Raw genomic sequence first — 13,812 nt, 5'->3', positions numbered from 1 at the left:
CCCCTTGTCCCTCTGCCTCTTTCCCCACTCCCCACTAAACGATGAAGGACGCAACGGCGAGTATTGCGACCTACGCAGGTGCAGAAAATCTGTGTTTTCGTTTGTCTAAAAGAGCCAGCTTGAGCATGGGCTGTATATAAGTTGTTGAAAAATAAGGAACCAGAGCCAAAATGATTGAGACTAATGTCTCTCGCCACCACCAAACATTCTTCCAGGTAGTTCAAAGTTATTACCAGCTAACGAAGCCTCGGATTATTCCGTTGCTTTTGATTACCACGGCTGGGAGTATGTGGATTGCTGCTAAGGGAGAAGTTGATCCATTGCTGTTGCTAGTAACTCTCACTGGTGGCACTTTGGCTGCTGCAAGCGCCCAGACAATTAACTGTATCTACGATCGCGATATTGATTATGACATGGAGCGGACGCGCCATCGTCCGATGCCATCTGGTAAGGTTCAGCCGCGCGATGCTCTAATTTTTGCGATCGCACTCGCAACGCTTTCCTTTACACTCCTAGCAGTATTTGCCAATCTGTTAGCCGCCCTGCTAGCTTTCTCTGGCATCGTCTTTTATATTTTGGTCTATACCCACTGGCTGAAACGCCACACCACGCAGAATATCGTTGTTGGTGGAGCCTCTGGGGCAATTCCGGCGTTAGTGGGTTGGGCTGCCGTCACGGGTACTTTAAGCTGGTCAGCATGGTTAATTTTTGGCATCGTCTTCTTGTGGACACCACCCCATTTCTGGGCGTTAGCTCTGATGATTCGGGATGATTACGCAAAGGTTGGGATACCAATGCTACCTGTAATTGAAGGTGATACAGCAACAGTGCGGCAGATTTGGTACTATACGCTGTTAACCGTAGTTGCAACCGTGCTATTGTTTTATCCTTTGGGCGCGAGTGGAATTCTTTATGCTGCGATCGCTGTAAGTCTGGGAGGATTATTTATCCACAAATCTTGGCGCTTATTGCAAAATCCAGAGGATCGCGCTGTAGCCAAAGAGTTGTTTCTCTATTCCATCTCCTACATGATGCTGTTGTGTCTGGGGATGGTAGTTGATAGTCTTCCCCTTACCCATAATTTAATTAGTGCGGTGAGTAATCATCTGCATTTTATTGGATAGGGGATGGAAAATTTAGCGATCGCGTTTGGTAAAGGGGCGCGATCGCATTTTAAAAGATTCAAGATTCAAAATTTTTTATTAATTATTTAGAACTTGATGCATTTGTAAACAAATATACAAATTAAGCTCTAAGAAAATTTATCAAACAACTAACTGTCTCTACTCTATTGCTTTTAATCGATAATCTTTATAATCTTTGATGTTTTATCAGAAGTTCAGGATTTCCTAAATTTATCGGAGAAATACTGACGGTATATGTTACACAGAGGTATCACCTCATTGCCCTGAAACTTCACTAATCCCATGCTGAGTAATTTAAAGCATTGTATCGAATCCAACCGAACTGGGCTAGTATTGGCAACTACCTTTTTAATAGCAGCAGCTAATTCTGGACGCTGTTCTAAATTCCACAAATGCCGACGTAAATGGTCGCTATAAGGGCCAGCGTCTGTGGGAGCTGTTTGCAAAAGCACATTGAGCGTAGTATCCTGTTTGGCAATGTGATAAAGTGCTACTCGTACAAGATAGGGATGTCCTCCCACCATTGCCATTAGTTGTTCAACTTGGGTAAAACTCCAATTGAGTCCATCCCTTCGTGCCAAATCAAGAATCTGTTGGGCGTTAAACTCTGGTAACTCAATTGATAAGCCTACATTAAAGGGTGATTGATTAATATTCATTGAAATATAAACTTCTGTGGAATGCACTACTACCAACCGCAGTTTTTTCCAAATATCCCGGTTTTTAGCATCTTCATGCCAAGCGCGTAACAGCCCAAAAAAGTCTGCTGCAATTTCGGGATGTTGAAATATACGATCAACTTCATCCAATCCCAATGCTAGGGGTTGGTTGATTTCTGGCAGAAGATACTCTTCAAAATAAGCGGTGCAGTTATCCTTACTGCTAAAAATCACATCCCAGTAATCTGCTAATTTGTTGGGTAGCCTCAACCTGCGTCCTACACTGGCACAAAACCACTGAAGGAACTTATCCAAATCTGCAAAAACCTTTTCATCTGCCAATTGAAAGCTTAAAGGCACGGTTAGATAATCTTGTTGTGACGCTTGATGAAGAATCCGCGCCATGAGTGAGGTTTTACCCATTTGTCGGGGCGCTTTGAGCCGAATTAAGGCACCTGGTTGGAGAATCTTTTCGTAACAGGTTGCTTCAATAGGCGGACGCTCGATATAAAACGCCGAAGCCAAATCCACCTGTCCTTCTGGCAGTTCTAGAACAACTGCTTGTCTGATTAGCAGTCTAGGAACAGGTAAGTTAACTCCCGCAACTTCTATTTTTTGTTGCTGTCTAATAACTTGACTTAACTCATCCACTGCTTTTGTAGGATTGCCACGAGCCAAGCTAGCCATTCCGCGAACATAAGTCATTAGGGGCGCAAATTCTGCTAGTGGCTCTGCAAAAGTCTCCACCAGCGATGCCATACGAACCCACTCTGCTTTCTCCTCCAATTTCAACTTGGAAAGAGTTAATGCTAATTCACGCGCTGCCTCGCTAGGTCGCGTGTAAGCTAACGCTATCCACCTCTGAGCCTGAGCAAAATCACGAATATCCGGGTCGTAGCTCTCAAGTTGCTGCCGCACATAGGTAAGCAAAAAATCCGACAATTCATTAATTCGCTTTTCGCCAAAACGGCGATTCTCTTTCAATTCTTTCAACAGCGAATTTCGCACTGCTGTATCCATCTCGTAGAGTTCATGTCCCACTTCATCACAAAGACTAGAAAGCAGCAGATCCGCAACAGCCAGCCAGGGTATTTTCAACTCTTGCTTGTAAATATCTCGTTGAAAATTCGCCCATAGTCGGTAAAGTAAATCTGGAGTGAGGGCTAACGGAAAAGCAGCATGATAAGCCAAATAGAGGTGTGCTTCCCCGAAGCGTTGACCAAAGGACTCAATTCGACCACTAGCGACTTCTGGCTTCATGCTCTCTACCCTTAAAATACTCCCAGTTAGATTTAGTACAGCCCGTGTCTTAATTGTGCATTGATTCCCCGACCCCGCAAGACATCGATCGCACCATCAAAACCCTGTCGGCTAACTTCAAACATCGGCACTAAATGCGCAATTTCTCCTGCGGTTGTGCCAAACCAGCGCTCTGTTGCCATTGGATTCAGCCATGCAATATAACGCGATCGCTGTTTCAACTTTGTTTTACTTCTGTGACTTCAAACCTTTGCTCATCAAGCTCTAACAGCAGATCGTTAGGAAAGTCAATGTCAGCTTTATCTATTTCATCAATCAGAACCACAGTTGGCTGCTCGTTGCGAAAGGCACGTCCTAACGGCCCCCACTCTACGTAGGCATCAGCATTTTTTGCCTGGACTGCGGCTTCTTCATCTATTTTAGAAGCAGCAAGTTGAGCATCCCGCAATCTGCCAACGGCATCATAGGTGTAAAGACCATCCCGCGCTCGACTGGTAGATTTGATGTACCAAGCTTCATAAGGTAAACCCAACTCATAAGCCACAGCACGAGCCAATTTTGTCTTGCCGCATCCTGGTTCTCCCTTCAATAGTAAGGGGCGTTCGAGGGCGATCGCTAAATTCACAGCCTCTACTAATTTCTCACTCGGCAGGTAGGGGTACAAGATTTGCCCCGTCTCCGGGTCTTGCTCTCCTAGCTGGGGTTGAACCTTACCTATGTATTTCAGCCGCTTTCCGTCTAAAGTTCTAACCACCGAGTTTCTTCCTCCTGCCACTTACAGCCACACAAACCAAAAATTTCAGCAAACACACGCTCTGGAATGCCTTCACTCTTCTCTAGAATCACCTGAACGGTATAGTTAATTTTTTTAGTCATCTGGATTGGTAGAATATCAATTGCATTTTCCATCCAGTTAACCAAGACTTCCTCAGATAAAGGGTCAATCATCGGTAGCCTAATGGGAATATGGGGTTTCCATACCAGATCGAGCCGATCTGCAAATCCAAGATTCCAAGTGTTGACACAACCATCTTGGTCAAGCAAAAACATCAGTAGAAAAAATTCGTTGCTTGAGCAAATTGTCTGTGGGGTTGAGTTTACCAGGGGCAACCAAAAATCATTAATTAATTCGTGCAGATAGGTTTCATCGATGCAATCGAGATCGTGAAACACTAGGATGATATGTTGGGTTTTTAATTGAGCTACTACATTCCTGGCAATCTCCTCATGGGATGAAAAATCTTGTACTCCAATCCGACGACCCAATTCTCTCCATAGGGCAGCAATATCAGTCCTAAGTGTCCGGCGTGAGAGATAAAATGTGATTGGGGGAGTCACCGTACTTTCAGGAATTTTCTGTAACAAACGCTTCAGTAACCAGATTTGACCATATTCTGGGGAGCCATGAACTAAGAAAGCTCCTATACGTTTTTCTGTAATAAATTCTCGGAATAACTGTACCTGTGCTATGTAGTTGAGGCGAAACAGTTCACTGTGTATTGGCTCACTCTTGCAAGACCTCTCAATAATCTGAATCTGCTTCAGGAGGCGATCGCGCTCTCCTTCAACCCGTTTAATCTCCTTGTCTAGCTGAAAAGCTACTGAAGCCCCCGCTTCAATGGCGTGTTGATTCCGCAACAACCCGATCTTCTCGCTAAACGCATCGTAGTGTTGTTGAAGTTCTTCCCGTTTTTGCTGTAAATGCCGAACTGAAGACATCTGTGAGTTTTAATACCCAATTATTGAGATATTACTATTTTTATTACAGACTGTTTTCTAGCTGCTCAATCCGTTGAGTAAGTTGTGTTCTTTCAGCTTCAACATTTTGAATCTGCTTTTCTAACTGAAACTTGACGACAGTGCCAGATTCTATCACTAAATCCAATCGTAGGCGGCTCAATTTCTGACTTAATAAATCATACTGTTGCTGGAGGCTTTCGATTTCCTGTAAAGTTCGCTGCCTTTGCCCCAGATTTAAACTAGTTGACTGTGCATTTGGTACTCCAGTTGATTTGTTCGAGTCTATCTGCTGTACCTCTGAGACTGGAGACACTGAGTTTTGTTTGGTATACAGAACTGGAGTCAAATGTTCTGCAATGCCTTGCAATCTAATTTCGACACAACCGAACTTGTAAGCCTGATCTATTGTCCGCCTTGCTGCCAATGCTTTGTAAAAACCAACAGCAAAAGCGATCGCGGCCTGATCTCCAATTGCTTTATTCATCCCAATCACAAAAGGAATATGTTCTGCGATCGCTTTTGCTTGAGCTTCGGAATAGCAAGCATTCAACACCACACAATTTATTTGATCGGCTACTAGTTCAAATAACGCCGCTAGAGCATCGGGTTGTACAGGTTGGTATTTTCCGAGTAAATCTTCAAAACAAAGCTCACCTGTACTGGTTCTATGTCCAGAAAAATGCAAAATCTGCGGCTCAACATCGAATATTGCTTGGCTGATATCTCCCGGACGTACAGATTCACGGGAGTCTAGAATAAATCTATCTCGCTCTTTTGCTAGTTGTAGTCTCTCACGAATATCACGCAACTCTTGCCCCAAGCGTAATCGTGCAGCATCACTGGGATCTGCTGCCAGAAACAGAATTTTGATTTGACCATTACTACTCATTTAGATGAGCAACCCAGAGTATGATTTTTGACTAAGTTCATTTTTACATAAGTCAAGACCATAATTGTTGCACTTTTGCGGCTGTTCCTAATTAAAAACAGAAAAATCTGGCCTTTAAATTGAGAAATACTTAGAAAACAACCAAATAATTAATCTAGTTTCCAGGAGATAAACAATTTGTCATCAGGGTTAAAAGGATTTGAACAACTGGAATTAGAACAGTAAAGCATATTTGGGAATAAGCAGATGGTGTCTATTAAGTTTTCCCATTTTCTGCTGACTGGGTTTCACGAGTCTTGAGATTTTTGAGCAGATTTACTTCTAGTGGCGGCTACAGTCTCAACTTACTTTTGCTAGGTTAGTCATATAGAGTTTATCGCTCCCCAGCAAGCGCGTGGAGGCAAAAGGATTAATATGGCTCATTTAAATCAGCGTCGCTCTCAAAATGTCAACGGCGATTTTTATGTAGATACTACCTGTATTGATTGTGATACCTGTCGCTGGATGGCTCCTGAAGTATTTTATGATGTTGACGATCAATCGGCTGTTTATCATCAACCATCGAATGAGGCGGAAAGATTAGCAGCGCTGGAAGCACTTTTAGCTTGTCCTACCAGTTCCATTGGCACAGTTGAAAAACCAAAAGATATCAAAGTTGCTCAACAACAGTTTCCAATATTAATAGCAGAAAATGTTTACCACTGCGGCTATCATTCTGAAAAATCTTACGGTGCTGCTAGCTATTTAATTCAACTTCCAGAAGGTAACATTTTGGTGGATTCTCCCCGGTTTACGCCACCTTTAGTCAAGCGTTTAGAAGAACTGGGGCCAATTCGTTATATGTACCTAACTCATAAGGATGATGTGGCAGATCATCAAAAGTTTGCCGAGCATTTCCAGTGCGATCGCATCCTTCATACTGATGATATTACTGCGGATACTCGCAATGTTGAAATACAGCTAACTGGTTCTGAACCATTTACCTTGACTCCAGATTTATTAATTATCCCAGTTCCCGGTCACACCAAAGGGCAAACTGTTCTACTTTATCAAAATAAATTTCTGTTCACAGGCGATCATCTGGCTTGGTCAGAAAGCTTGCAACAACTAGCTGCCTTCCACGGTTTCTGCTGGTATTCTTGGTCAGAACAGACTAAATCGATGCGTAACTTGGCTAATTACTCTTTTGAGTGGGTACTACCAGGTCATGGGCGAAGGTTTCATGCCGATCGGGAAACCATGCGCCAGCAGATGCACAAGTGTATTGAGTTAATGGAATCTTTGGATTGACCGAATAATTCATAATTATTTGGTCATCTGAAAAAGCCCACGAAGAACCAAACCCCCTAACCTAGGCTGTTGACTTTGGTAAGATTTGACGGTTTTTGGTTCATGCTATTTTTGTGGGAGCGCAAAATCTCTTTTTTGTCATTGCGAGCAAAGCGAAGCAATCCCAGAGACTTTGCGATTGCTTCGCTTTGCTCGCAATGACTACACATATTTTGCATGATTTTTAACCTAGATATTATTTGTTGACACAATCAATCAACTTCTCGCAATGACTACACATATTTTGCATGATTTTTAACTCCTAAAAAGGCGCAGAGTCAACAGCCTACCCCTAACCCCCTTCCCGACGCGGGAAGGGGGAAAATTCAAAGTCTCTCTCCTTTTAGGTTACGGTGTACACACAAGTATTACCAGTATAGGTTTCAACTCTTCTAGTAGTTTCGTAGGGTGCGTTATGGACACGCCGAAATAACAAATGGGTATGCCGAAATAACAAATGGGTATGCCGAAATAACAAATGGGTACGCCGAAATAACAAATGGGTACGCCGAAATAACAAATGAGTATGCCGAAATAACAAATGGGTACGCCGAAATAACAAATGAGTTCGCCGAAATAACAAATGAGTTCGCCGAAATAACAAATGAGTTCGCCGAAATAACAAATGAGTTCGCCGAAATAACAAATGGGTACGCCGAAATAACAAATGAGTTCGCCGAAATAACAAATTTAGGGAAGGGGTTGGGAGTTAAATCTGTACTGCACTCAACTGAGAACCGCTATATATTGATTGCATACAAACCAGAAGCGCTATAACCTGAGTTTTAGCACCCTTTTACCCAGACACGGATTATGAAAAAGCTGATCAACAAGCCAGAAGACTTTGTGCGGGAAAGTCTAGAAGGTATGGCGGCGGCTCATTCCGATTTAATTAAACTGAACTACGATCCCGCTTTTGTCTATCGAGCCGATGCACCTATAAAGGGTAAAGTAGCAATTATTTCTGGTGGTGGCAGTGGACATGAACCAATGCACGCTGGCTTCGTAGGCAAAGGAATGCTTGATGCAGCTTGTCCTGGTGAGGTTTTCACTTCACCTACTCCTGACCAAATGCTAGAAGCAGCCAAACGAGTAGATGGAGGCTGTGGTATCCTTTATATCGTCAAAAATTACAGTGGCGATGTGATGAACTTTGAAATGGCAACGGAGTTAGCCCGTGGTGAGGGTATCCGATCGCTAAATATTTTAATTGATGACGACGTGGCAGTTAAGGATAGTCTCTATACCCAAGGACGGCGGGGTGTGGGAACAACAATCCTGGCGGAAAAAATTTGTGGGGCTGCGGCTGAGGCTGGGTATGATTTGCCACAAATAGCAAATTTATGTCGCCGAGTAAATCTGAATGGGCGGAGTATGGGAATTGCTCTAACATCTTGTACAGTGCCCGCTAATGGAACGCCAACATTTGAATTGAGCGATCGCGAAATCGAATTAGGTATCGGTATCCACGGTGAACCTGGAATAGAACGTACAGTAATCAAATCAGTAGACGAGATTACCGAAATTTTAACGCGATCGCTCCTTGAAGATGCAGCATACAGCCGCACACTGCGCGAGTGGGATGAAGACAAAGGAGAATGGGTAGATGTAGAACTAACAAATCTCCCATTTGCCAAAGGCGATCGCTTATTAGCTTTTGTCAATAGTATGGGTGGAACCCCGATTTCTGAACTGTATATTGTTTACCGCAAACTCGCCCAAATCTGCGAACAGCAAGGATTACAAATTGTGCGAAACTTGATAGGCCCTTACATCACATCTCTAGAAATGCAAGGTTGCTCCATTACCCTGTTGAAATTAGATGATGAAACGATCCGTTTATGGGATGCACCAGTAAAAACAGCAAGTTGGTGCTGGGGAATTTAACTAATTACGAATTATTATGGTAACTCAAGCGCAGATATTGCAATGGTTAGAGGCTTATGCAACCGAGATAGAGGAGAATAAAGCCTATTTGACAGAATTAGATGCTGCGATCGGAGATGCTGACCACGGTATCAATATGGATCGCGGCTTCAAAAAGGTAAGTGCCCAGTTACCAACTCTTACAGACAAGGACATCAGCAACATTCTCAAAACTGTCAGTATGACCTTGATTTCTTCCATTGGCGGTGCCAGTGGCCCTCTTTATGGCACTTGGTTTTTACGAGCCAGTACAGCAGTAGCAGATAAGCAAGAATTAACAGCACAAGATGTGTTAGAGCTACTCCAGGCAGGCTTAGACGGCGTGCTGCAACGTGGCAAAGCTCAACTAGGAGATAAAACAATGGTGGATGTACTGTCTCCATCTGTAGACGCTTTTAGGCAGGCTGTAGGAGAGGGAACGCTGGAAGCGATGCAACAGGCTGTAGTAGCAGCCCAAAAGGGGTTGCGAGAAACTATACCAATGCAAGCGAGGAAGGGACGGGCTAGCTATCTGGGGGAACGAAGTATCGGACATCCCGATCCAGGAGGGACTTCTGCTTATTTGATGTTGAAAAGTTTACTAGGGGTATTGGATAGTTATAGGTAATACTATTTTTTCCAACTTATCTGGTTATTTGATTCACGACAGATGTACTCTGAATACGCCACTTAGCCCGTTCTCGAATCAAATCATACCTAACTCGCAAATTATCATTAGAAGAGTTTTTAAACTGACCATTTTCATATAACTGCGTCACTTCCTTTACCGTAGCTTCCACTGCTGCCCGATCTGCAAATAAATCAATTTTCTCGACAGATTCCACTTTTAAACTATGGCTGTACTTGCGGTAGCGGTTGTCTGACCTATCCTGTTGAGCAATCAGCCGCCATTGAGACAAAGCTGAACCTGTTAAAATCTGGTCTAAATTATTAATCTCATGATTTGGCCCTAAAGCTGCGGCTTTGGTAGATAACCAAGTCCCAATAACTTCCTCTGCCGTCGGCTTTGTTAAAGGGCCTTCTTGTGATTCTGGTTTGCTATTTGCATCAGGAATAGATACTGCTGGTTGATTTATCTCTATAAACAACTGTGGATAATTTGGAGAGAGTGGAGGAAAAAACAGATTTTTTAACCATCCAAAAGTTGTTGTGGCTAACACCCAAAAAACTAATATACTTACCAAAGAAATAAACACTCTCCATACGAGCCGTGTTTTTCCTTCTATGGTGTTCGCAAAAGTTCGCCGCCGTCGGGGACGACGAGCATGAGGACGATTATCTGGTACACGCTCTCGGCTCGCAGATGGAGTCGGTTTTCTCCTTCTGCGCTTTTGATTATGACTGGGCGCGGCACTTTTAGCTGAACCGTTCAAATGCTGATTAGTGCCTCTACTCACCCGTTCAGCAGCAGGAACCTCTGATTTTACACTTTCAGATGAATTCCACAGAGGCGGTGAGAAGTTTGGATATTCAGGTATTTCTTTTATTGGTGTTTCTGGTAAATCTGAGTTAGGTGTTCTGCTGTGATTAGATTGCCCTGAATTCCTAGTTGAATTGTTTTGGAAATGAGGATTATTTGTCTTAGACCGAGGAAAAGACTGGGGGTTAATTACAGCCCATTCATTAGTTGTTTCTGCATCATTTGGCAGTGCTTCTAAATAAGCTTGCACTTGTTGGTTAGCAAAGTAATCTTTTAGGAAAGCTTGCTGGTTTGCTAAATCTCGGAAATGGGGAAATACTTCGTTTTGCAACCACTGTTCGGCATATAGACACAGCCCAGGTAATAAATCTGGAGAGTCTTGAGATTTTTCCCGAATAAAAGCTAAAGCCTCGTACTCCTGACTAAGTTCTAAAACCCGAGTTGCTTCTTCAGTTTGTCCCAAAAGTAACGCACATAACGACTGTTCTAAATGGACATCTTGGCGCTTACCCAGACGCAGAAGCATTTGCCTTGCTTGACGAATTAAAGCAGGTTGCCGTTGAGCAAATCCCCGTGCTATCAATGCATAAACAGCTAAGTAAGTGGCAACAGCAGAAGAACGTTTGCTTTGGGCTTCAAATAACTTGTGCTGTTCTGCGACTGTTAAGTGGTTGCGTAACTGCTGGATAAATCGCAGAAAGTCATCTATGTTTAAGCCAGAGTCATCATTGTTTGTGCCATCAATGCCACCACGATCTTCTAGGAGATTTTGCAATAATTCCAAGCCTTGACTGCGTTCGGCAGTCTTTTCTTGAGGTAATGCCAACAACTCCAAAATTCGATATGGTCGCAATTTGTAAAGATCCGCCTGAATTTCCGCCTGGACACTAGAGAACAACCCTTCGCGTACTAGCAGTTCTTGCCCAGTTTCTAGGGATATGGCAGCATTTTCGTAGTGACCTTGCTGCCACTGTTCGCGACCTAATTCTAAACAAGCAAGGGCAACAGTGAGAATAACATCGGGATGTTCTGCATTTTCATAAATTTCTTCGTCTGCTAAATTACTGCTCTTTCTTGCAGTTGTAGCACCATTTTTATTTACCAGGTACGGACGACCTAGTTTTAGGACAAGTTCATATTCCCCCAACTCTTGCAAAATTAATAAAGCACCAACTAATTCGTCTTGGGTAATTTCGATACCCAGACTTTGAGTGTCAATACCCCTTTTAGTGCTTTCTGGACGATTTTCCAGCGCTACTGCGGCAGCAGCAAGGTTATCAGGGTCATAGGCGTGGGCAAGATAAAGCTGATCGTAGGTACTGCGTTGTTTTGGATCTGATAAAACCACGTAAGCTTCTTCTATGAGTTGTTTACGAGAAGAAATTGCTGCCTGAGAATACTCACGTCGTGGCAATTGTACAATGCGATCGCTGTATGCCTGTCGCAATTGTTCTTCACTTGCCGCCAACGGTAGTCCTAAAATTCGGTAGTAATCTAGCGGAATTCGCACAGCCTACTTCCCCTGCACCGCGATCAACATAATGTCACCTAGAGCTTTCCAGGCCTGTAAAACCGTGCCATAATAATGCCGTATAGAATTTACTCTACAAGTGTATATCGCAACAACTTGTTTTGTACCTTCCCGAAATTTTGAGTCACATTTTAGTACTAATTTTTTGCTTTCGCCTAGAAAGCCTCAATTGTTTGTCTTAATTCTTAGTATTTTTGTTTAACACAGACTATTATCAGCCTTCGATACCACAAACCACAACTACCCCTTTTAATCACGGCATAAATGTTGTGGTTCCTAGAATCTATTGATGATTGATTTTTTCGGTACTTTCCCAGTATGCAGTAACAAAAATACTACTATTGGGAATTGACCCTGATAACAAGAGAACAAGATGATATCATAATTAACCTTTAATTACAATTACCTATTTGGGTATATAGATTTTTGCGTCCTTTTTTTTAAATTGTTAGTGGATATGCAGAAAGCAGTCGATCTTGATTGCTAGTCTATGAAGGGGAAAAGTGAGAGAGAACAACTTAAAGCAACATATATTGTCGTTAAAGTCAAATCCTCACGGGGCATGGGCTGAAAAGTTAAAAATCAAAAATTAAAAATTCAGCTATTCCCTAAGACCCTTTTTTGGTGCATAAATAAAGTTTGATTGTTGAGTCTTACAAACGCTAGCCTGTTAAAAGCTGAGGTGTTATCAGACCAACTTATTTAAGACCGTAACTTTAAGTTGTACAACAGGGATACTCAAAAATAATGGTTCAAGAGCGTACTTTACCCACATTTAATCCTGCTAATACGCGCATTACTAAAGAAGAAGGATTATGGTTGTATGAGGACATGGTATTAGGGCGCTTGTTTGAAGACAAGTGCGCTGAAATGTACTACAGGGGCAAAATGTTTGGTTTTGTCCATTTGTACAACGGTCAAGAAGCTGTTTGTACTGGTGTTGTACAGTCAATGCGACCAGGTGAAGATTACGTTTGTAGTACTTACCGCGACCACGTTCATGCTTTGAGTGCGGGAGTACCAGCAAGAGAGGTAATGGCAGAATTATTTGGCAAAGCCACAGGTTGCAGCAAAGGGCGCGGTGGTTCCATGCACATGTTTTCTGCCGAACATCGCTTGCTGGGTGGCTATGCTTTTGTGGCTGAGGGAATTCCTGTAGCAGCTGGGGCGGCTTTTCAAAGCAAATATCGCCGCGAAGTGCTGGGAGATAAAAATGCTGACCAAGTGACGGCTTGCTTTTTTGGTGACGGTGCAGCCAACAATGGTCAGTTTTTCGAGACGCTAAATATGGCAGCCCTATGGAAACTGCCAATTCTGTTTGTAGTCGAAAATAATAAGTGGGCTATTGGGATGTCTCACGAACGAGCTACTTCCCAGCCAGAGATTTATAAAAAAGCCAGTGTGTTTAACATGGTGGGCGTGGAAGTAGATGGCATGGATGTATTAGCAGTCCGAGCCGTGGCCCAAGAAGCTGTAGCTCGTGCCCGCGCAGGTGAAGGCCCAACATTAATTGAGGCGCTTACCTACCGCTTCCGGGGTCACTCCTTGGCAGATCCAGATGAAATGCGAAGCAAGGCAGAGAAAGAATTTTGGTTCGCCCGTGACCCAATTAAGAAGTTAGCAGCTTATTTGGTAGAGCAAAATCTGGCAGATGAGGGAGAAATCAAAGCCATTGACCGGAAAATTCAGGATGTAATCGACGAAGCGGTTAAATTCGCTGAAAGCAGCCCTGAACCAGACCCCAGTGAGTTATATCGTTTCGTGTTTGCAGAAGACGAGTAAATTCTGGGGACTGGGGATTGGGGATTAGGGATTAGGGATTAGGGATTAGGGATTAGGGATTAGGGATTAGGGATTAGGGATTAGGGATTAGGGATTAGGGATTAGGGATTAAAATAACTCTTTCCCAGGCC

At 43.2% G+C, this 13,812-nt stretch carries 13 protein-coding genes; 6 read left to right on the top strand and 7 right to left on the bottom strand.

The features are described from left to right. A partial coding sequence (locus CDG79_RS44410) for a hypothetical protein (protein ID WP_223278529.1) occupies positions 1-197 on the bottom strand: 197 nt, incomplete at its 3' end. Here CDG79_RS44410 and CDG79_RS35155 point away from each other — a divergent pair. After that, complete coding sequence (locus tag CDG79_RS35155; protein WP_094346234.1) at positions 171-1,124, top strand: heme o synthase; 954 nt, start codon at positions 171-173, stop codon at positions 1,122-1,124. The genes CDG79_RS44410 and CDG79_RS35155 overlap by 27 nt on opposite strands. A gap of 215 nt (positions 1,125-1,339) precedes the next feature. On the opposite strand, the gene CDG79_RS44405 is transcribed toward CDG79_RS35155, so the two are convergent. The 5 genes from CDG79_RS44405 to CDG79_RS35135 are packed head-to-tail and all read right to left on the bottom strand — an operon-like array spanning position 1,340 to position 5,693. Continuing rightward, positions 1,340-3,064, bottom strand: a complete 1,725-nt coding sequence (locus tag CDG79_RS44405) for an AAA-like domain-containing protein (RefSeq protein WP_223278528.1) — start codon at positions 3,062-3,064, stop codon at positions 1,340-1,342. Positions 3,065-3,096: 32 nt separating this feature from the next. After that, positions 3,097-3,285 (bottom strand): hypothetical protein, encoded by a 189-nt coding sequence (locus tag CDG79_RS35145; protein WP_094346233.1) that lies wholly within the window; start codon positions 3,283-3,285, stop codon positions 3,097-3,099. After that, positions 3,282-3,818, bottom strand: coding sequence for an AAA family ATPase (locus tag CDG79_RS35140; protein WP_094346232.1), 537 nt, complete (start codon positions 3,816-3,818; stop codon positions 3,282-3,284). Before CDG79_RS35140 ends, CDG79_RS35145 begins: the two co-directional genes overlap by 4 nt. Then, positions 3,803-4,783 carry a hypothetical protein gene (locus tag CDG79_RS41680; protein WP_143855670.1) on the bottom strand — a complete coding sequence of 327 codons (981 nt, stop codon included), beginning with the start codon at positions 4,781-4,783 and terminating at the stop codon, positions 3,803-3,805. Before CDG79_RS41680 ends, CDG79_RS35140 begins: the two co-directional genes overlap by 16 nt. 43 nt (positions 4,784-4,826) lie before the next feature. Continuing rightward, positions 4,827-5,693 carry a CHAT domain-containing protein gene (locus CDG79_RS35135; protein WP_094346231.1) on the bottom strand — a complete coding sequence of 289 codons (867 nt, stop codon included), beginning with the start codon at positions 5,691-5,693 and terminating at the stop codon, positions 4,827-4,829. Positions 5,694-6,107: 414 nt separating this feature from the next. On the opposite strand from CDG79_RS35135, the gene CDG79_RS35130 reads away from it, so the two are divergent. From CDG79_RS35130 to dhaL, 4 genes are all read left to right on the top strand, one after another. Next, positions 6,108-6,983, top strand: a complete 876-nt coding sequence (locus CDG79_RS35130; RefSeq protein WP_094346230.1) for an MBL fold metallo-hydrolase — start codon at positions 6,108-6,110, stop codon at positions 6,981-6,983. 447 nt (positions 6,984-7,430) lie between these two features. Beyond that, positions 7,431-7,799 carry a hypothetical protein gene (locus CDG79_RS35125; protein WP_094346229.1) on the top strand — a complete coding sequence of 123 codons (369 nt, stop codon included), beginning with the start codon at positions 7,431-7,433 and terminating at the stop codon, positions 7,797-7,799. A gap of 36 nt (positions 7,800-7,835) precedes the next feature. Further along, the gene (gene dhaK / locus CDG79_RS35120) at positions 7,836-8,909 is read left to right on the top strand and encodes a dihydroxyacetone kinase subunit DhaK (RefSeq protein ID WP_094346228.1); all 1,074 of its coding nucleotides are present in this window, start codon (positions 7,836-7,838) and stop codon (positions 8,907-8,909) included. A 16-nt stretch (positions 8,910-8,925) separates the two neighbouring features. Then, positions 8,926-9,555, top strand: coding sequence for a dihydroxyacetone kinase subunit DhaL (gene dhaL, locus CDG79_RS35115; protein ID WP_094346227.1), 630 nt, complete (start codon positions 8,926-8,928; stop codon positions 9,553-9,555). Positions 9,556-9,571: 16 nt separating this feature from the next. On the opposite strand, the gene CDG79_RS35110 is transcribed toward dhaL, so the two are convergent. Continuing rightward, on the bottom strand, positions 9,572-11,878 hold the full coding sequence (locus tag CDG79_RS35110) for an IMS domain-containing protein (protein WP_094346226.1): 2,307 nt from the start codon (positions 11,876-11,878) through the stop codon (positions 9,572-9,574). Positions 11,879-12,646: 768 nt separating this feature from the next. Here CDG79_RS35110 and pdhA point away from each other — a divergent pair. After that, the gene (gene pdhA, locus CDG79_RS35105; protein ID WP_094346225.1) at positions 12,647-13,681 is read left to right on the top strand and encodes a pyruvate dehydrogenase (acetyl-transferring) E1 component subunit alpha; all 1,035 of its coding nucleotides are present in this window, start codon (positions 12,647-12,649) and stop codon (positions 13,679-13,681) included. Positions 13,682-13,812: the final 131 nt, after the last annotated feature.

Origin of the sequence: Nostoc sp. 'Peltigera membranacea cyanobiont' 232 (assembly GCF_002245985.1) — a bacterium.
Taxonomy (GTDB): Bacteria; Cyanobacteriota; Cyanobacteriia; order Cyanobacteriales; family Nostocaceae; genus Nostoc.
The sequence above is the reverse complement of the archived record's forward strand: the minus strand, read 5'-3'. Positions and strand labels throughout refer to the sequence as shown.